The following is an 18451-nucleotide window of genomic DNA, read 5'->3' as shown; positions in this document are numbered from 1 at the left end:
GTGAATCGGTCGCGCCGAATCCCGGCGTCGAGGCTCCGGATCTTGTGTCGCAGATACCTTCCGCACTACGTCGATGACGTCGTTGACGTCGCCCCGACTCGACAGAAGGTCCGACACGCTCCCCGGCATCGACCGGACGATTCGACTGCTCCGGCATCCCAGGTCGATCTGGAAGAACATATCCAATTATTATCGGAATCCTAAATGACACATCCTATCCTGACCCGTCTCGCCGTTGCATTGATCGCTTTCTCGGGCGTCGCCGCCAGTGCCTGCGCGCAGCAGCAACCGGCTCCGCCAGCGGTTCGCCAGGCAGCGCAACCCGCCGCCCCGGCCTACACCGCGCAACTCGCCGCGCGCTCGAGCGACGACAAGGGCACGCAGGCCACCGCCGCGACCAAGACCATCGTTCCGCTTCGCGTTGCGCCGGCAAGCCATCCGGCCGCGCCGGATGCCGACTGCGTCGGCCCGGCGAGCTTCTGCAACGTCTACTTCGGTAGCTGAACCCGCGAGCGTCATCCGGCCCGCTGCGGACGCCGCCGGCACGCCACGCCTCTCCCTTCAACGCCTCCCCGGAAACCGACGTGAATCATCTGTTCAGTGCGATGCGGGTCTTTCTCAAGGTTGCAGACACGCACCATTTCTCTCATGCAGCGCATCAGCTGAATCTTTCGCCGTCGCTGGTGACGCGCTATGTCGGCGACCTCGAATCGCACCTCGGCGTCAAGCTGCTGCAACGCTCGACACGCAAGACGGTGCTCACCGGGATCGGGATCCGCTACGCGGAAGCGTGCCGTGCGCTGCTGAGCGACCTCGCCGAAATCGAATCGCGCGCCACACAGGAATCGAGCCGGATCGCGGGCGACCTGAACGTCGTCGTGCTGCACAGCGTGATGTCGCCGGAGCTCGCCGGCCTGTTCGCCGACTATCAGTCGCGCCATCCGGACGTGTCGCTGCACATCACACTGACCGAATCGGAAGTCGACCTGCTCGGCGGCGGATTCGACGCCGGCATCGTCGCCGACACGATGATCACGTCGGTTTCCGTCGTGTCGCGCACGCTGGTCCATGCACCGCTCGTCGCCGTCGCGTCACCCGCCTATCTGCTGGACGCGGCCGCGCCGCGCCGGCCAGTCGATCTGGCCGCGCACCGAATCGTCGGCCTCGCGACCGGTGCACGCACCTGCCGGTGGGCCGGCCCGAACGGCACGATCGACACCATCGCGCTCGACGCGCCGATCACGGTCAACAGCACACTGATGCAGCGTCAGCTCGCGCTGGCCGGCAGCGGTGTCGCGCTGCTGCCCGAGTACATGGTCGCGAACGACCTGCGCATCGGCACGCTGACCCGCGTGCTGGACGACTACCGGATCGTGAACGACAGCGTCACCGTCTCGCTCGTGTATCCGGGCCGCGAATTCCTGCCCGGCAAGGTCCGCGCATTCGTCGATCTGACGGCCGCGCGCTTCAGGCTGCCGTCGCTCGCCGCACCGCGGTCGTCGGGCGCCGGGCAGGCGGGAACGGCCATCGCGGCGATCGCCGATGCCTGATCGCATCGGCGCGCGCGTTGCACACGCTCGCGCACTCTGCAACACAGCTCGCCAGGAATCGCCGTGGATCCGGCCGTTCCGGGCACCTGAACCTACCCCATCGGTCCGGCCTGCCGCAATCGCGCCGAACCGCAACGAAACCGTCTGAGGAAATCGTGAAATCCATCATCGTCACCATCGCCACCGTTGCCGCTACCGCCACCGTTCTGCTCGCCGCACCGTCCGCGTCGTACGCGCAGTCGTCGCACTCGACCCTCACGCGCGCCCAGGTACGCCAGGAGCTGTTCGATCTCGAATCGGTCGGCTACGACCCCGCGGCCGGCGACGGCGGCAACTATCCGGACGACATCGTCGCCGCGCAGGAACGCCTGGCCGCCAAACGCCTCGCCGAACGCAAGAACACGGAAGCGGCCTACGGGTCGAGTGGCGCGCCGGGCACGTATTCGGGCGCGCCGGCGGTCGCAACGGTGAAGCGCTGACACGCGGCCGGTCGCTGCGGGGAGAACGCCCATCCGGGCTACCCCGCAGGACATCCGGCTAGAATACCGGCCTGCTGCGCGTCCTGCCGCGGCCGGAGGACATTCACATGACCGCACGTCGCGGAACAGCGGTCGCCATCGCGCCCGGCCACGAGACAGCCAGCCTGTCGAAAGCCCAGAAAGCGTTCAATGCGCTCGTCCAGCAGATCGAGAAGCGGCGCGAGCGTCTCGGCGCGTGGGAAGCCGTGATGCCGGTCTTCCAGAAGAAATTCGTCGACGAGCTGTTGCCGCTCGAACAGACGTCGACCGCGCTGCGGATCCGGTTGCTCAATCAGCTCGACGACGCATACCTGCAGAAGGGATTGAGCAAGGCCGAGCAGCGTACCCTTTCCGGGATGATTGCCAACATGGCTCGCGACTTGCTCGACTTCAGCGACGATGCTCAGTTGAAGGCCATCCACGACCGGCACAGCGCGGCCGAGCACGACGGCAACGCAGCGGACGAGCCGGAACCGCAGGCGGAATCGGAATCGACGCCCGGCGTGACAGCGGCAGACGATCTCGATTCGCTGTCGCCCGAAGAACTCATAGCGCGCATGCAGGCCGAACTGGACGAACAGTTCGAGCGGGACATGGCCGAGCACGCAGCCCGCGAGGCCCAGCGCGCCAAGCGCAAGAAAGCACCCCGGCAATCGGCCGCGCTGGCGAAGCGTGAAGCCGAGCAGGCCGAAGCGAGCCGGTCGATCCGCGAGGTCTATCGCAAGCTGGCGAGCGCGCTGCACCCCGATCGCGAGACCGATCCCCAGGAACAGGAACGCAAGACCGTGCTGATGCAGCGGGTCAACCACGCTTATGCGAACGGCAAGCTCCTGCAACTGCTGGAGCTGCAACTGGAGATCGAACAGATCGACCGGCACGCGATCAACGGCCTCGGCGAAGATCGGCTCGCGCGCTACAACGGCATCCTGGAAGATCAGCTCCGCGAGCTGGATCAGGAGATCCAGGACGTCGAGACCGGATTCCGGCGGAGTTACGGGATTGCGCCGTCCGTCAAGGTCGCGCCCGATACCATCATGCGCATGCTCACGCGCGACATCGCGGGCACTCAGCGCGGCATCCACGACCTGAACCTCACGCTGCGCGAGTTCGACGATCCGGCCAACGTCAAGGACTGGCTGAAGGACCTGAAGCGCCAGCGGGCATTCCCGCGCTTCGACGATTAATCGTGCCGGGCGGGCATGCGTCCGCCCGCCGAACATCGAATGCGTAGCCAGCCTGACGGAATGGCTGCGCGCCCCTCATCGATCGGCATTCCGCGCTAAAACACCAGGCAACAACCGGCCACCCCGGACATCGCGCGTCACCACTCTCACGTATTCAGGAACACAGCTGGTCAGGAATCGCCGTTTATCCGGCCGTTCCGGGTTCCTAAACTTGTCTCGTCGGTTCAGCCAGCAAACACGCCGAACCGCAACGAAACCGTCTGAGGAAATCGTGAAATCCATCATCGTCACCATCGCCACCGTTGCCGCTACCGCCACCGCTCTTCTCGCCGCACCGACTGTCTCGTACGCGCAGTCGTCGCACTCGACGCTCACTCGTGCACAGGTGCGCCAGGAGCTGTTCGATCTCGAGTCGGTCGGCTATGAGCCGACCGCCGGCGACGGCGACAACTATCCGGGCGACATCGTCGCCGCGCAGGAGCGTCTGGCTGCCAAGCGGCTCGCCGAGCACAAGAGCGCCGAAGCGGCCTACGGGTCGAACGGTGTGCCGGGCGTGGAGGCGGGTGCGCCGGCGGTGGCGGTAGTGAAGCCGTAACGCCGGACGCGATCACGCGACGCACGGCCACGCATCGACGCAGGCAGGCGGCCACGACACCCGGCCGCCGCGCTGCGTCGCGGCCACCCGCTCACGCGAACCGCCCCCTCACGCCCTGTGCCCCGAGATCGGCCCCGCCTCACCGGTCAGGTTGAACACGCTGTCAATCCACGCCAGAAACGTCGAGAACGTGAAATCCGACCACTGCTGCGTGCGGAACGCCTTCATCACCGGCGTATCGGCCGGGTCCTGCTGGTTCAGCAGGTTGTCGACGAACGTGCCGATATCCGCGTCGATGCCGTTCTCGTGGATCCCCGACCCGGTAAAGCTGACCGCCGTCACCTGATGGTTGTCGATGAAGTCGTTGCGCGCCCACGGCATGAAGTAGCCGAAGTTCGGCAGCGGGTTCAGCGTCTGCTTCAGCCCGTCCAGCTCCTGGTCGAACATCGTGAGCGACAGCGCATCCTTGGTCGTGTCGTCGGGCGCCGCGATCACGGCCGGCACGAACGCGCGATAGTGATACGCGGCGATGATCTTGTCGCGCTGGTAGCTCGAGAAACCGAAGCGATCGTGCGGATACGTCGCAGACAGCGCCGCGTACGCGCTGCCCATGTTGCCCGGATCGAAATGGCTGGTCAGCCGGCTGTTCACGGTAATCATCCCGTCGGGGCCCGTCATCCCCCATTCGGTGCGTACCCGGTCGTACAGGCCGACCGACGGATGGGTGGCCGCGTCCGCATCGAACGGCGTGTTGAAGACCGTGCCGGCGTCGTCGAGCAGCGAACTATGCGCCTGCGGCTGCAGCGTGTTACGCAGCGTCGCGTAATTCGCGAGCGTGCCGTAGCCGCCCGCGCTCATCCCGTACACGAGCAGCCGGTTCGGCTTGCCGAAGCCGTGCGACGTCAACCACTGCGCGACGGCCTGGATGTTCTTCAGCCCGCTGTAGTGCTGCAGCCGCCAGTCGCCGCTCGGCGACGTGTAGTTGCGCACCGCGCTGCCCATGTGGATATCCCCGGTGCAATAGGGCACGAAAACCTGTGTCCACTGCTGCGTCTCGACCTTCGGTTCGCCGACGAGGATGTGCGCGAGATCCATGCGCGTGAGCAGCGGCGACAGGAACGACGACAGCAGGCTCTCGTTCGCGGTGCCGTTCATGTAGTTGTGCGGGATGCCATCCGGGTTGAAGCCGCCGAGGCCGGCCTCGGCGCCGGTCGACGTCTGCGTGCAGGTGCCGTAGTCCCAGCACGCGCCGCCCGGTTCCATCATGTACAGCAGGTTGTCCGACTGCGCGCGATTGATGTAGAAGCGCATCGGCGTGCCGTTGCCGCACGATGCACCGGTGCTCTCCGGTAACGTCACTTCGTACCACGAATAATAGGGAATCGACGGATCCGGCATCGTCGTATCGGCCGCGTGGCCGTTCAGTGCCGCGCAACCGAGCAGCGTGGCAACGGCCGCGCGCAGCAGGCATCGTGCTGTGGACATCTCCCCTCCTTGTCGATGGACATGACGCGGCCGCCGGGCTCCGTCCCGGCGTCGCGGATTCGGCGCTCAGTGCACGCCGGACGGTGAAGCGCCGTCGAACAGCTGGACGCGCAAAGCCTGCAGGCGCTGCGCGATGACGGCTTGTTGCTGGTCGGGATCGGGAATGCTCGCCTGAACCTGCCGGACGACGTCGCGGCTTTGCTGTTCGTACGAGAGATAGCGCGGGTCTTGCGCCGGCGACGGGCCGACCGTCTGCTGCGCATACGCGTCCCATTGCGCGCGCATCGACCGGATCGCCGCACTGCGCGTCGCGGGATCGGCTTCGGTATCGGTCAGCAGCGCCGCGCTCAGCGCTTCGGCCTGCACGGGCACGATCTCGTTGCGCGCGACATGGTCGGGCAGTTCGTCGAGAATCCTGCGCGCGAGCGCGGTGCGCCCGGCTTGCGGCATGCTGTTGCGGCGATCCCCATACGCGGCAACCTCATCGCGAAAGCGCGCGAACGCGACGATGCGTTTCACTTCGGCATCCGCGTCGGGGCGCCCGCCAAGGCTACGGCGCAGCGCGTCGACGTCGAGCCGCCGCTCCTCGGGGCCGGGCAACGCGGCGCCGGTGCCGAACGTATCGGCCGCGACGGACTGCGTGCTCGCCATCGCGGCCGGTGTGCCGGATGACGCGGCTTGCGCCGGTGTCGCCGCTTCATATCGCCAGATTGCAACGACGGCCACGCCGATCGCCGCGATCGCGCCCGTGCGCCGCCAGAGTGCCCTGTTCTTCTTCACGTCGCCTCCTCGTCACGTCATGCCGTTCTTCGCCGCTGCATCCGCGAGTAGGTTCTAGGTCGAATCCGGCATGCAGTCAAAAGCGGCGCTAGAACGCACGCACTAAACCTGCTCGCATCGGCCACGTCCGGCAAAACGTTTGAAACGCATTTCGTTGTCGCCCGGCCAACCGCGCGATGTCGCGCGCCATGCCCGTCCAGCGGCGGTTCGGGCCTGCACGTGGCGTGGGCACCGCAACACCAAGCAAGCAGCAATCCAGCGGCGCGGCGCACGACCGCCGTGCACGCGCGTGGCCGATACGGATGGCCGGATCAGACCCGTCGAACGACCCGCTCAGCGCTTGGTCGTCATTTTGACCCGCCCTATGCTGATTTCCGACACGCGCCGAACGGTCGGCGCGACGCACACCCCACCCAGCCGAGCCCGTTCCATGAGCCGTGCAGACCTGCCGCATCGCGCCCCCGCCGCCGTTCACGACTATCCGACCTATCGCGACGCGCTCGCGGGCCACCGGCTGCCCGCCGCATTCGTCGATCTCGACTGCCTCGACGCGAACCTCGCCGATCTGAAGCGCCGCGCACGCGGCCTGCCGATCCGGCTCGCGACGAAGTCGGTGCGCTCGCGCGACCTGATCGGCGCGGTGCTCGCTGCCGGCCCGTTCATGCAGGGGCTGCTGTGCTATTCGGCCGCGGAAGCCGCGTGGCTCGCGGACGGCGGGTTCGACGACATCGTCGTCGCGTATCCGACCGTCGAGCCCGACGACCTGCGCGCGGTGGCCGCGCAGCTCAGGCGCGGCCGCTCGATCACGCTGATGGTCGACGCCATCGCGCAGGTCGACGCGATCGACCGCCTCGCACACGAGGCACGCGTGACGATCCAGCTCGCGATCGATCTCGACATGTCGTCCGCGTATCCGGGCCTGTACTTCGGCATGTACCGCTCACCGGTGCGCGATGCGGCCGGCGCCCTCTCGCTCGCGAACCATATCGGCGAACGGCAGCACGTACGGCTCGACGGGCTGATGGGCTATGAAGGGCAGATCGCCGGCGTGGCCGACACGGAGCCGGGCAGCGGTGCGCGCAACGCGCTGGTGCGTCACCTGAAGCGCCGCTCGGCGCGCGAGATCAACGCGCGCCGCCAGGCGGCCGTGCAGGCGCTCGCGGCGGCGGGCCATACGTTGCGCTTCGTGAACGGCGGCGGCACCGGCAGTTTCGAGAGCACGCTCGGCGACGCATCGGTCACCGAGCTCGCGGCCGGCTCCGGCCTCTACGCACCGGCGTTGTTCGATCACTACGCGGCGTTTCATGCGCAGCCGGCCGCTGGCTTCGCGCTGCCGGTCGTGCGGATTCCGCAGCCGGGCATCGTGACCTGCTCGGGCGGCGGCTATATCGCATCGGGCCCGGCCGGCAAGAGCCGCCTGCCGCGGCCGTGGCTGCCGGCCGGCTGCACGCTGATCGACAACGAAGGCGCGGGCGAGGTGCAAACGCCCGTGCGCGTGCCGCGCGGCGTCGCACCGGCGATCGGCGAGCCGATCCTGTTCCGCCACGCGAAGGCCGGCGAACTGTGCGAACGCTTCAACACGCTGCTGCTGATCCGCGGCGGCCGCGTGGTCGGCGAGGCGCCCACCTATCGCGGCGAAGGCAAGAGCTTCTTCTAGCGGGCCGCACGGCCCGTCGTTCAAAACGATCACCCCGTTCATCCCATTCAAACGACAACCACGGAGACAATGCCATGTGGCGCAACTGGTCGGGATATGTCTGCAGTCCTGATGCAACCGTGTCGACGCCTGCGTCGCGCACCGCACTCGCGGCGGTGCTGCGCGGCGCGGCGGCCGCCGGCGCCACCGTGCGCGCGGCCGGCGCCGGTCATTCGTTCTCGCCGCTCGTGCAGACCGACGACGTGATCCTGTCGCTCGACGCGATGCAGGGCGTGATCGACGTCGACCGCGACCGGCGCGTCGCGCGCGTGCATGCCGGCACGCGGCTGTGGGCGCTGGGCCCGGCGCTCGCCGCGCACGGCCTCGCGATGGAGAACCTCGGCGACATCAACGTGCAGTCGATCGCCGGCGCGACCAGCACCGGCACGCACGGCACCGGCATCACGCTCGGCAACCTGTCGACGCAGATCGACAGCCTGACCTTCATGTGTGCGGACGGCAGCGAGATCCGTGCGAGCGCCGACACGCATCCCGACCTGTTCGCGGGCGGCCGGATCGGGCTCGGCGCGCTCGGCGTGCTGACCGAGATCGGCCTGCGCCTCGTGCCCGCATTCAAGCTGCGCCTCGAACGCGGCGCGATGCGTCTTGACGACTGCCTCGCGCAAGCGGGCACGCTGATCGCGAAGCACCGGTCGTTCGAGTTCTTCTGGTTCCCGCACACGGATACCGTGCTGACCAAGGCCTGGAACATGACCGACGAGCCGGCCGACGCCGTGCACTGGGCGAGCCGTGCGTCCGAGTCGTTCCTCGAGAACACGGTGTTCGGCGCGCTGTGCGGGCTCGGCCGGCGCGTGCCGTCGCTGTGCCCGGCGCTGAGCCGGCTGTGCGCATCGACCGTGTCGGCCGGCCGGCACGTCGATGCGAGCTACGCGATGCTGTCGACGGCGCGCCGCGTGCGCTTCAACGAAATGGAATGGTCGGTGCCGGCCGAACGCGGCGCCGATGCGCTGCGCGAAATCCGTGCGTTCATCTCGCGCCGCAGCTTCCCGCTGATGTTCCCGATCGAATACCGCTGGGTGCGCGGCGACGACATCTGGCTGAGCCCCGACTACGGTCGCGACAGCGTGCGCATCTCGGTGCACCAGTATCGCGGGATGCCGTTCGACGCGTACTTCTCGGGCGTGCAGGCCATCTGCCGCAATCACGGCGGGCGGCCGCACTGGGGCAAGGTGCATGCGATGAAGGCCGGCGAGCTGGCGGCTTGCTATCCGCACTGGGACGATTTCCTCGCACTGCGCGAACGGATGGATCCGCACGGCCGCTTCCTGACGCCGTACCTGCGCACGCTGTTCGGCCTGCCGCAACACGCCAGCGCAAGCGCAGTTGCAGCCGCTCGCGCCACGCCAGGCCGCCAAGGGACACACCCAATGCACGAAACGGCCGGTGTCGCACAAGATCGGCCGCGATCCAACCCGGAGGCCTCATGAGCACAGCCACCCTGCATGTCGCCGCGCAGTCGCGTCCCGATCCGTCGACCGGCGCCGTCGTCCGTCTTGCGCTCGCGTTCGCGGCCGCCACCAACGGCCTGATCCTGTCGCCGTTCCTCGTCGCGGCCGTGATGACGCGCTTCCGGCTCGACGAAGGCACGGCGACCGCGCTCGTCAGCGCCGAGATCCTCGGCATCGCGATCAGTTGCGCGCTGCTGTCGCACCGGATCGCGCGTGCCGCGCGGTCGTTCACGCTGGCCGGCGTGGTCGGCACGATCGCCGGCCAGGCGCTCAGCGCGGTCGCGCCCGGCATCGTGTCGGCGGCGGTCGCGCGCGGGCTGACGGGGCTGTTCGAAGGGATGCTGTTCGTCGTCGTCGCGTCGGGCGTGTCGCAGCGTGCATCGACCGACCGCCTGTGGGGGCAAATCAACCTGCTCGCGGGCGTCATCAACGGCGGCATCCTCGTGCTGATCTCCGCGTTGCCGGCCGGCTTCGGGCACTGGGTGTTCGCACTGCTGGCGGCCGTCGTCGCCGTGCTGGCGCCCGCGATCCGCGGCATCGACGCATTTGCGAGCGCACCCGCGCAGACCCACGTGCGCGCCGGCACGCTGCCGTGGCGGCCGGTCATCGCAATCTGGGTCGTGACCGCGCTCGTGTACGGCGTGCAGGCGTCGCAGTGGGCGATCGCCGGCTTCGTCGGCGAGCGCGCCGGATTGTCGACCACGACGATCGGCATGCTGCTGTCGGTGTCGTCGCTGCTCGGCTTCGTCGGCGCGGCGATTCCGTCGCATCCGGCCAGCCACCGGCACCGCCTCGCGCTGATCTGGGCCGCGCAGCTCGCGATGATCGCATCGATCGAATGGTTCTTCAGCGCACGCAGCGGCAGCGCGTACTTCCTGAGCCAGTTCGTGCTGAACAGCGCGTTCTTCGTGATCGTGCCGTTCCTCACCGGGATGCTGTCCGACGTCGACCCGGACGGCTCGCTGGTCGCGCGCACGCTCGTCGTCACGTTCTTCGCGGCCGGCATCGGCACCGCGCTGTCGGGCGCGCTGCTCGGCCGCTTCGGCGGCACGCGCGTCGCCCACGTGCTGTGCGTGGCCGTGCTGGCGGCCGCCCCGTTCGTGCGGCTCGCGCTGCGCCGCGCGACGCCCGGTGCGGTGGCCAGCGCGTCGCCCTGATCGCAGTGCGCCATGCCGTGGCCGCGACGCACCACGAGAATGGCCGCCGCGGCCTTGGCCCACGCAAATTTGGCTTTCTACATTCGTTCCCGACGGTGCGAGCCGTCCGTCCCCTGTTCGATGCGGAGTCCAGAATAATGAATCGTCACGATAGCGTTCGCGCCGCGTGCTGCGCGATGTTGGTCCTGGCCGGTACCGGCGCGCACGCGCAAAGCAACGTGACGCTGTACGGCGTGATCGATGCGGGCATCCGCTACGAAACGCACGGCGTGTCCTACGGCGCCGACGGCACGCCGGTGTCGACGGGCCGCAAGATCTCGATGGCCGACGGTGGCGGCCTGACGGAAAGCTACTGGGGCCTCAAGGGGCAGGAGGATCTCGGCGGCGGGCTGTCCGCGCAGTTCAACGTCGAGAGCCACTTCGGCCCCAACAGCGGCAGCATCGTGCCGGCCGGCTCGCCGAACTTCTTCCAGGTCGCGTACGTGGGGCTCACGTCGACGTCGCTCGGCCAGCTGACGCTCGGCCGCCAGTACAACGTGCCGTTCGAGATGGTGTCGCTGACCTACGGCTCGAACCTGTGGGCCGGCCCGCAGGATCCGTACTTCAACCTGTTCAAGCCGGAGCAGACGATGCTCGCAGGCGCGCGCACCAGCAACATGATCCAGTACGGCGCGCAGCTCGGCAGCCTGTACCTGCTCGCGCAGTACGCGCCGGGCGGCCGGGCGGGCGGCGGCGTGCTCGGCAGCCAGGCCGGCGCGGCGATCGCGTACGCGCCGGACAAGGGGCCGTTTACGGTCGGCGCGTCGTTCATGCGCAGCTGGGACGACGTCACGCACGCGAAATTCGACATCTATGGCGGTGGCGGCTCCGTCACGCTCGGCAACGCGACCGTCAACGCCGGCTATATCGAGAACGCGCGCGACAACGACTTCACGTCGTTCGTGAACGGCCCGTTCAGCTCGACCGATCTCGCCGCGCTCGGCATCATCTCGCCCGCGCAGGTGGTCGATCCGTCGACGCCCGGCGGGTTCCGGCGCCGCAAGATGGCGCTCGCGGGGCTGACCTACAAGTTCACGTCGGCGTTCACGGCCGCCGTCAACGCGTGGTGGACCACGCAGTCGGGCTACACGCCGGACTTCGACGGCCGCGCGCGCCAGTTCCAGGTGATCGCCGGCTACAGCCTGTCGAAGCGCAGCATGCTCTATGCGGAAGTCGACTACGCGATCTATCGCGGCGGCCTGGTCGGCGCGCAGCTGGTCGGCGTAAACGGGCAGGCGCCGAGCACGAGCACCACGCAGCTCGGTGCGACGGTCGGCCTGCGCCACTACTTCTGAAGCGGGGCCGCACAGGATGTGGGCGATCGCGGCCGGGGCGGCACCGGGTCTCCGGCCGGGCGGGACGAGTACAATCCATGGAAAAAAATACGGAGCATCCATGGACGAACCCGACCGTTATACGACGGCGAATCTGCCGGTCCATCTGTTGCGGTGCCTCGCGGAGACAAGCAAGGAACTGGGCATCGATCCCAAGCGGCTGTGCCTGGGGCTCGGCTTCGACGTCGCGGACCTGTCGAATCCGTCGTGCCGGATTTCATTGCGCCAGGCGAGCACGATGATCCGCCGCGCGCTCGAGATGGCGCCGGGGCGGGCGCTCGGCCTCGAACTCGGTACGAGCGAGACGATCGCGTCGATCGGGCTGGTCGGCTACGCGATGCTGACGAGCCCGACGCTGAAGGACGCGATCGTGGTCGGCATCGAGCTGCAGCGCCATACAGGGCCGCTGATGCGCTTCGAAGTGATCTCGGATGCGCGCACGCTGTCGATCCGCGCGACCAACCTGCTGATCGAATCGGACATCGAGGCGTTCCTCGTCGAGGAAGCGTTCGGCAGCTTCATGAAGATCGGGCGCTCGCTCGTCGGCCCCGCGTTCCAGCCGAAGGTCATCGATCTCGGCTACCCGCCGCCGGCCTATGCGGAGCAATACGCGCGCGTGTTCCCGTGCCCGGTACGGTTCGAACAGGAACAGAACCTGTTTTCATGCGACGCCGCGCTCGGCAACCGCCCGATCGCGACCCACGATCCGCTCGCGCATCGCCAGGCGCTCGAATTCCTGCAGGACGCGCTGCCGCCCGAACCCGAAGGCACCGAATTTCTCGAATCGATCGAACGGATCATGCGGCGCGACCTGCGCCATGCGCCGTCGCTCGCGGCGATCGCCGCGCAACTGTGCATGAGCGAGCGCACGCTGCGGCGGCGGCTGGCCGATCAGGGCGTGTCGTACCAGACGGTGATCGACACGATCCGCCGCAAGCGCGCATTCACGCTGCTGAGCAACCCGCGGCTGTCGATCGAGGACGTCGCGCATGAAGTCGGGTTCAGCGATGCGCACAACTTCCGGCGCGCGTTCAAGCGGTGGACGGGGCACGGGCCGAGAGAGGGGCAACGGCCGCCCGCGTGAACGTCACGCGGGCCCGGGCCGATCACGGCATCTGCTCGCCCAGGCGCAGCTGATTCGTCACCTGCGTCACTCCGTCGACCTGCCGGGCCGCGTCCACGGCCATCGCGGCCTGCTGACCGTCGCTCACACCGCCGCGCAGCGTCACGACGCCGCTCCGGGCACGCACCACGATGCGCGTCGCGTTCAGCCCGCGTGTTCGTGCGAGTGCGGCGCTGACACGGCGCGTCAGGCGCCGGTCGTCGGCCCGGCGTGCCTGGTCCCCCGGTGCCCCGCTGGCAAGGGTTGGCGACCCAAGGTCCGATGCGGCCCGCGCGGGACCGGCTACGGCGACGATGCCGCATGCCAAGGCGGTCGCGATCAATACACGTTGCACTGCTTTCATGGAGTCTCCCTTCACACACGGAAAATGGCGTCGACCCGACGCTCAGAATTTCGTCATCAGGCCGATCGACGCCCCCGTCACGCCACTGCCGCCCGGCCGCAAGCCGATGGCCGCGATATTGGTCGGATCGGTGCGGTATGCGCCGGAGAAACCGTTGCGATCGAACTCCGCATAAATCTCGGTGCGCTTCGACAGGAAGTATTCGACGACCGCATAGGTCGTGAGCTTGTGCCCGTCCGCGTCGCGCCGGTTACCGAGATTTCTGCCGATGTCGTCGTACATGCCGGCCGTGAACTGCAGGAACGGCGTGGCCTGATAGACGATGCCCACCGACGGGATCTTGTCGCGACGGTGCGGCCGGCTCGGGTTCGCGCTCGATATGTCGAGGGCCGAGTAGCTCGCATAGAGCCGGCCCGCACCGATCTGCCAGGTCCCGCCCGCCATCCAGGTCTGCGCGGACTGCGACGCGTCCGCGCTGTACGTCTTCGCATAGGACGCACCGCCGAGTACCGTCTGGTACTGATACATCGCCGCCGCCGAGAAATTGGTTCCGGCGCGTGTATTGCCGGCGATGCCGCCGGGCGAATAGCTCGCCGCGAGTCGCAGGCCGCCCAGTTCGCCGATGTACTTGATCGTGTTGTTGAAGCGGGAATCGAGCGTGAACGGATTGCCGACCCACAGCACACCGGGCTCGATGGCAAGCGACTGGCCGCGCCCGCCCGCCGGATCCACGACGATCCCGAAGTCGGTCGCCGCATTGAACTGGCGCCCGAACGTCAGGCGCCCGAAGCCGCCCGTCACACCCACGTACGCCGCCTGCGAAAACAGCGTGCCGGCCGTCTTCACCGCGCCGGTTCCGCTGCTGAAGGCGCCATCGAGCACGAACAGCGCCTTGAATCCGCCGCCCAGATCCTCCTTTCCGCGAATGCCGAAATCGTTTCCCGAGATCAGGTTGTTGTTGAACCCCACGGCGCTCCCGCCCTGCATGCCGTTGGTCCATCGAATCCCGCCGCCGATCTGCCCGTAGAGGGTCACGCTCGACTGCGCCACGCTGATGCCCGGCAACGCGCCGAGCAATGCCATCCATGCGAATTTCCTCATCCGTCTCCTCCTGCCAGTGCCTGGCTTTATATGTTGGTCACTGCCTCACTTCATGATTCGCATACCGAATTAATCGATCGATACTCGTTGCCGATCGCTTCACGTTGTTACCGGGATCGGCGCTCCGCGTGCTCGCGCGCACCGATTCCCGCCCTCCTGGATTACTCGGCCGGCCGCCCGACGTTCTGCACGAGCGAGCTGACGTATCCCGGCCCGCCAGCGCCGTCGTGCTCGACTTCGACGTACCACGCGAGGTTGTGACCCGCCCGCAGGTTCAGCGCAGCGTGCCACTCGCCGTCACGCGCCGCCATCGGCGTCGACTGCCACGTGGCGCTGCGCCAGTCCTGCGAGACCGGGTGAAACGCGTGGAACAGCCTGACACCCGACACGTGCTCCGGCTCGACGCGTGCGGCCACGGCCAGCCGGTCGCCGGCCGTCTCGTGCCGGACCACCGGCATGCGCGGCACGCGACGGCCGGCAAAGGTGCGGGCCAGCCACATCCGCCACGCCGCCAGATGCTTCGTGGAGACCCACGAATGACGCACGTTGTCGATGGCGAGATAGGCCTTGTCACCCGGCATCTCGGTCATCATGCTGTTGGGCGCGCCGAGCGCGAAGAACTCGTCGTTCGTGCCGAGCGCGACGAGATAGGCGGCCTTGATCCGGTCACGCCACAGATACGGATCGAAATGCATCAGCATGCGAAAACCGACCGGATTGTTGAGCGCGCGCAGCATCGTCTCCGCGCCCTGAAAGCCCGGGCCGGCGCGCGACTCCGACGGCCCGGCGACGTGCGGCCCGAACTCGGCAAATTTCGTTGCCAGGTGATACAGGTTGTTCCCGCCGTGGTAACCGCACACCATCACGCCCGCCACCCGGTCCGGGTCCGCGCCCGACGCGATGGCCACGCCGACCCCGCGCTTCGAGTGGCCGAGCAGGACGGCCCGCTTCGTCCCGATGCCCGCGAGCGAATGCAGCAGCGTGATGGCACGGAGATATGCCTTCGCGATCGGGTAGTACCCGTTCCAGGTCAGGTCACCGGTTTCCAGCATCTTCTTCAGCGCATAGCCGGTGAAATCCGATTCGTCGAGGCCGAACGGGCAATCGGCCGGGTTCGCGAAGATCATGATCGGCATCCCGAGGTCGAGCGCCGTGCCTTCCGCGTATTCGCCCTCGGTATCGAGCGTCGTGCCCGGAATGACGCGCCGGGCCCATTCCCCAGGCTCGAAGCACTGGCGCTCCGTGCCGATGATGCCGGCTGCGCCGTCGCCGTCATAACCGTCGGGCACGTAGATGCGGGCGGGATGCCGCCAGACGAGCCCGTGCCATTGCTGGCTGGTGAAGGTCAGCTCGATGACGCGAACCCGGCGACCAGCACGATGCCGGCTGTCGCGCACGCCATCCGAGACGATCTCCGGCGCCAGCGTCGATTCGTCGAGCAGTTCCGCCATGTCGAAAAAAGGTGCCGGCCCGAGCGCCGGCTGCGTGTCCGTGAACATCTGATTCATGAGCGCAGTTCCTGGTTGATGAGTGCCGCTTCGGCGGCCTTGGGGCGAATGACGCAGGCAAACAGCAGCACCACGGCGACGAGCGCGAGTGCGACGAGATAGAGCGCCGGGTCGAGGTTGCCCGCCCGCACGCGAATCGCGCCGAACAGCGCGGAACTCACGCCAGATGCCGCGCCCATGCTCGAGATCAGCGCCACCCCGGCGGCGGCATCGCGCGGCAACAGGCGGGTCGCGATCGCCCAGAGCACCGGGTACGCAGACGCGATGCCGCTGGTTGCCAGGATGGCGCCGGCCATGACGCCGGGCAGCGCACCGTGCGAGACGGCCATCGTGCACAGTCCGGCAATGCCCGCGCCGACCGCGACGATGAAATGCAGGTGACGCTCGCGGCGTCGATCCGAACGGCGGCCATACCAGACCATCGCGATCGTGCCGATCAGGTTCGGGATCACGACGTACAGGCCGACGTGCTGCAGGTTCGTGACGCCGGTCGCCTCGATGATGGACGGCAGCCAGAAAATCAGCAGGTTGGTCGCGCACCCCAGCGAGAACGTCGTGAAGCCCAGCAGATAGACGCACGGCTCCCGCAGCGCCGCGCGCAACGGATGGCGGGCAGCATGCCGGCCCTCAGGCACGCCCAGCGCCTGCTGCACGATGCGGCGCTCGTCGGGCGACAGCCAGCGGGCCTGTTCGGGGCCTTCGGGCAGCACCCGGAACGCGATCACGCCGAGCACGATGCTCGGCACGCCTTCCAGCAGCATCAGCCATTGCCAGCCGGCGAGCCCCGCCACGCCATTCATCGCATTCAGCACCCAGCCCGACACCGGCCCGGTCACGAGCCCGGCTGCGGCAGCGGCCGTCATGAACAGCGCAATGACCTTCGCGCGGCGCTCGGGCGGAAACCAGAACGTGAGATACACCACGACGCCGGGGAAGAATCCCGCCTCGAACGCGCCGAGCAGGAAGCGCAGCGTGTAGAACTGGCCCGGCGTCCTGACGAACAGCGTCGCGGCCGCAACCGTGCCCCACAGCACCATGATCCGCAGCAGGGTGCGGCGCACGCCGACCCGCCGCAGCATCAGGTTGCTCGGCAGTTCGAACATCAGGACCCCGACGAAGAATGCCGAGGCCGCCACGCCGTACACCGCGTCGGTGAATCCGAGCGCGCCCTGCATCTGCAGCTTCGCGAGGCCGATATTGTTGCGATTGACGAACGCGGTCAGATAACACAGGAACAACAGCGGCACGAGACGCCTCGTGATGCGCGCGAACACCCGCTCCGCTTCGCTGCGCGCGGCCATGCCGCCGCCGTCCGTCGAGCATTCCATTCCGGTGTTCATGCGGACGTCCCTCCGTCAGGACGCGCCGCGTGCACGCGATAGCCCAGGCCCGGCGACAGCACGCTGCAGTCGCCGTCGGACAACATGACGGTTTCAAGCGCGTCGTGGTTCATCGCGTCGTCCACGAACTCGACGATCGTGCGCACCTTCGCGCAGGCCACGCCCACGCCAGCGCACGCCGCCTCGAGATCGGCCGCGCGCCATTCACGGATCGCGGCGGCCAGCGCGGTGCGCAACGCCACCGGGTCGCTGGCGCGCAGGAACGCGGCCGGCCCGCCGGCATCGAGCGGCGGATCGAAATAGCGCGGATCGCGTGCGATGTCGGCGCGCCCGAGTATCCCGAGCGCGGCCGCCAGTTGCCGCGGCGTATTGGCGCCAAGCGCGACCCAGCCGTCCTGCGTGGCGAACAGGTCCGCCGCCGGACTGCCCGAGTATCCCTGGTTGCCGACCCGCGGCGGCGCAACGCGGGCCGTGAGCGCCTGGCACGCGAACGGATACATCAACTGCAACGCGGCGCCGGTCATCGACACGTCGAGATACCGCCCCAGACCGGATGCATCCCGCTCGCGCAGCGCGGCCAGGATCGCCATCGCAGCGACGAGCCCCGTGCCGGCATCGACCACCGGGAAGCCCGTCTTGACCGGCGGCTCGCCTTCACGGCCGGCCATCAGCGTCATGCCCGTCGCCGCCTGGACGACATGATCGTAGGCCGGCCGGCCCTGCCACGCCCCGGTGTTGCCCCAGCCGCTGATCGCAGCGTAGACGAGCCCGGGATTCCGCGCCCGCAGCGCGCCGTCGCCCAGGCCGAACCGGTCGAGCACGCCCGGCCGCAGGCTGTCGACCAGCACGTCGGCTTCGCGCGCGAGTTCGAGCGCCTGGTCGCGGTCGCCTGCGTCGCTCAGGTCCAGCTCGATGGAGCGCTTGCCGGCGTTCAGCGCAACGAAGCCCATCCGCCCGTTGCCGCGGCGCATCACGTCGCCGCCGTTGCGATTCTCGATCTTGACGACCTCGGCACCGAGTTGTGCCAGATGGAACGTCGCCAGCGGGCCCGCGATGACGTGCGTGAAATCCAGCACGCGAATCCCGGCGAGCGGTTTGAATGCCGTCATGCCCGCGCTCCTTTCGCCGCCGCCCGACGCGTCGACGCCCCGGTCGGCTGCCATTGCCGGTCCCCTGCTTGCCCCAACCCCTTGCGCATGTCTCTCTCCATTAGGTCGAGTCACTATTGT

At 68.2% G+C, this 18451-nt stretch carries 17 protein-coding genes; 10 read left to right on the top strand and 7 right to left on the bottom strand.

The features are described 5' to 3' along the window. Positions 1-204: 204 nt before the first annotated feature. The 5 genes from BDO18943_RS13420 to BDO18943_RS13400 all read left to right on the top strand — a co-directional run bounded on the left by BDO18943_RS13420 (position 205) and on the right by BDO18943_RS13400 (position 3847). A complete protein-coding gene (locus tag BDO18943_RS13420) occupies positions 205-504 on the top strand; it encodes a hypothetical protein (protein WP_235996002.1) in 300 nt (99 codons plus the stop codon). Between the two features lie 80 nt (positions 505-584). Then, the gene (locus BDO18943_RS13415) at positions 585-1550 is read left to right on the top strand and encodes a LysR family transcriptional regulator (protein ID WP_235996000.1); all 966 of its coding nucleotides are present in this window, start codon (positions 585-587) and stop codon (positions 1548-1550) included. Positions 1551-1705: 155 nt separating this feature from the next. Next, positions 1706-2029, top strand: coding sequence for a DUF4148 domain-containing protein (locus BDO18943_RS13410; protein ID WP_089453956.1), 324 nt, complete (start codon positions 1706-1708; stop codon positions 2027-2029). Positions 2030-2136: 107 nt separating this feature from the next. After that, positions 2137-3252, top strand: coding sequence for a J domain-containing protein (locus BDO18943_RS13405; protein WP_175022665.1), 1116 nt, complete (start codon positions 2137-2139; stop codon positions 3250-3252). A gap of 271 nt (positions 3253-3523) precedes the next feature. Further along, a complete protein-coding gene (locus BDO18943_RS13400) occupies positions 3524-3847 on the top strand; it encodes a DUF4148 domain-containing protein (protein WP_175022664.1) in 324 nt (107 codons plus the stop codon). Positions 3848-3955: 108 nt separating this feature from the next. On the opposite strand, the gene BDO18943_RS13395 is transcribed toward BDO18943_RS13400, so the two are convergent. Beyond that, positions 3956-5332, bottom strand: a complete 1377-nt coding sequence (locus BDO18943_RS13395; protein ID WP_175022663.1) for a pectin acetylesterase-family hydrolase — start codon at positions 5330-5332, stop codon at positions 3956-3958. Positions 5333-5398: 66 nt separating this feature from the next. Beyond that, positions 5399-6112 (bottom strand): phospholipase C accessory protein PlcR, encoded by a 714-nt coding sequence (gene plcR, locus BDO18943_RS13390; protein WP_175022662.1) that lies wholly within the window; start codon positions 6110-6112, stop codon positions 5399-5401. Positions 6113-6542: 430 nt separating this feature from the next. Here plcR and BDO18943_RS13385 point away from each other — a divergent pair, with 430 nt between their 5' ends. From BDO18943_RS13385 to BDO18943_RS13365, 5 genes are all read left to right on the top strand, one after another. Beyond that, on the top strand, positions 6543-7769 hold the full coding sequence (locus BDO18943_RS13385; RefSeq protein ID WP_175022661.1) for an amino acid deaminase/aldolase: 1227 nt from the start codon (positions 6543-6545) through the stop codon (positions 7767-7769). A gap of 74 nt (positions 7770-7843) precedes the next feature. Then, positions 7844-9256, top strand: a complete 1413-nt coding sequence (locus BDO18943_RS13380) for a D-arabinono-1,4-lactone oxidase (RefSeq protein WP_175022660.1) — start codon at positions 7844-7846, stop codon at positions 9254-9256. Beyond that, the gene (locus BDO18943_RS13375) at positions 9253-10434 is read left to right on the top strand and encodes an MFS transporter (protein ID WP_175022659.1); all 1182 of its coding nucleotides are present in this window, start codon (positions 9253-9255) and stop codon (positions 10432-10434) included. Before BDO18943_RS13380 ends, BDO18943_RS13375 begins: the two co-directional genes overlap by 4 nt. Positions 10435-10571: 137 nt before the next feature. After that, complete coding sequence (locus tag BDO18943_RS13370) at positions 10572-11768, top strand: porin (protein WP_175022658.1); 1197 nt, start codon at positions 10572-10574, stop codon at positions 11766-11768. Between the two features lie 100 nt (positions 11769-11868). Beyond that, positions 11869-12891 carry an AraC family transcriptional regulator gene (locus tag BDO18943_RS13365; protein ID WP_043179037.1) on the top strand — a complete coding sequence of 341 codons (1023 nt, stop codon included), beginning with the start codon at positions 11869-11871 and terminating at the stop codon, positions 12889-12891. 22 nt (positions 12892-12913) lie between these two features. Here BDO18943_RS13365 and BDO18943_RS13360 read toward each other — a convergent pair whose 3' ends face one another. The 5 genes from BDO18943_RS13360 to BDO18943_RS13340 all read right to left on the bottom strand — a co-directional run bounded on the left by BDO18943_RS13360 (position 12914) and on the right by BDO18943_RS13340 (position 18331). Continuing rightward, the gene (locus BDO18943_RS13360; protein WP_175022657.1) at positions 12914-13273 is read right to left on the bottom strand and encodes a BON domain-containing protein; all 360 of its coding nucleotides are present in this window, start codon (positions 13271-13273) and stop codon (positions 12914-12916) included. A 42-nt stretch (positions 13274-13315) separates the two neighbouring features. Then, complete coding sequence (locus BDO18943_RS13355) at positions 13316-14374, bottom strand: porin (protein WP_175022656.1); 1059 nt, start codon at positions 14372-14374, stop codon at positions 13316-13318. 161 nt (positions 14375-14535) lie between these two features. Continuing rightward, complete coding sequence (locus BDO18943_RS13350) at positions 14536-15882, bottom strand: PhoPQ-activated protein PqaA family protein (RefSeq protein WP_175022655.1); 1347 nt, start codon at positions 15880-15882, stop codon at positions 14536-14538. Further along, on the bottom strand, positions 15879-17222 hold the full coding sequence (locus BDO18943_RS13345; protein WP_175022654.1) for an MFS transporter: 1344 nt from the start codon (positions 17220-17222) through the stop codon (positions 15879-15881). Before BDO18943_RS13345 ends, BDO18943_RS13350 begins: the two co-directional genes overlap by 4 nt. Beyond that, entirely contained in the window at positions 17219-18331 is a 1113-nt protein-coding gene (locus tag BDO18943_RS13340; protein WP_175022653.1) for a CaiB/BaiF CoA transferase family protein, read from the bottom strand. The genes BDO18943_RS13345 and BDO18943_RS13340 overlap by 4 nt, the downstream gene beginning before the upstream one ends. Between the last annotated feature and the right edge of the window lie 120 nt (positions 18332-18451).

The organism is Burkholderia aenigmatica (assembly GCF_902499175.1).
GTDB lineage: Bacteria > Pseudomonadota > Gammaproteobacteria > Burkholderiales > Burkholderiaceae > Burkholderia > Burkholderia aenigmatica.
Note: the sequence above shows the minus strand (reverse complement) of the source record. Positions and strands in the feature narration are given on the sequence as shown.

Excerpts from the sequence above, each read along its gene's own strand:
- BDO18943_RS13420 (WP_235996002.1), top strand. The coding sequence starts at position 205 with ATGACACATCCTATCCTGACCCGTCTCGCCGTTGCATTGATCGCTTTC.
- BDO18943_RS13405 (WP_175022665.1), top strand. The coding sequence starts at position 2,137 with ATGACCGCACGTCGCGGAACAGCGGTCGCCATCGCGCCCGGCCACGAG.
- BDO18943_RS13395 (WP_175022663.1), bottom strand. The coding sequence starts at position 5,332 with ATGTCCACAGCACGATGCCTGCTGCGCGCGGCCGTTGCCACGCTGCTC.
- BDO18943_RS13385 (WP_175022661.1), top strand. The coding sequence starts at position 6,543 with ATGAGCCGTGCAGACCTGCCGCATCGCGCCCCCGCCGCCGTTCACGAC.
- BDO18943_RS13380 (WP_175022660.1), top strand. The coding sequence starts at position 7,844 with ATGTGGCGCAACTGGTCGGGATATGTCTGCAGTCCTGATGCAACCGTG.
- BDO18943_RS13375 (WP_175022659.1), top strand. The coding sequence starts at position 9,253 with ATGAGCACAGCCACCCTGCATGTCGCCGCGCAGTCGCGTCCCGATCCG.
- BDO18943_RS13370 (WP_175022658.1), top strand. The coding sequence starts at position 10,572 with ATGAATCGTCACGATAGCGTTCGCGCCGCGTGCTGCGCGATGTTGGTC.
- BDO18943_RS13365 (WP_043179037.1), top strand. The coding sequence starts at position 11,869 with ATGGACGAACCCGACCGTTATACGACGGCGAATCTGCCGGTCCATCTG.
- BDO18943_RS13360 (WP_175022657.1), bottom strand. The coding sequence starts at position 13,273 with ATGAAAGCAGTGCAACGTGTATTGATCGCGACCGCCTTGGCATGCGGC.
- BDO18943_RS13355 (WP_175022656.1), bottom strand. The coding sequence starts at position 14,374 with ATGAGGAAATTCGCATGGATGGCATTGCTCGGCGCGTTGCCGGGCATC.
- BDO18943_RS13350 (WP_175022655.1), bottom strand. The coding sequence starts at position 15,882 with ATGAATCAGATGTTCACGGACACGCAGCCGGCGCTCGGGCCGGCACCT.
- BDO18943_RS13345 (WP_175022654.1), bottom strand. The coding sequence starts at position 17,222 with ATGAACACCGGAATGGAATGCTCGACGGACGGCGGCGGCATGGCCGCG.
- BDO18943_RS13340 (WP_175022653.1), bottom strand. The coding sequence starts at position 18,331 with ATGACGGCATTCAAACCGCTCGCCGGGATTCGCGTGCTGGATTTCACG.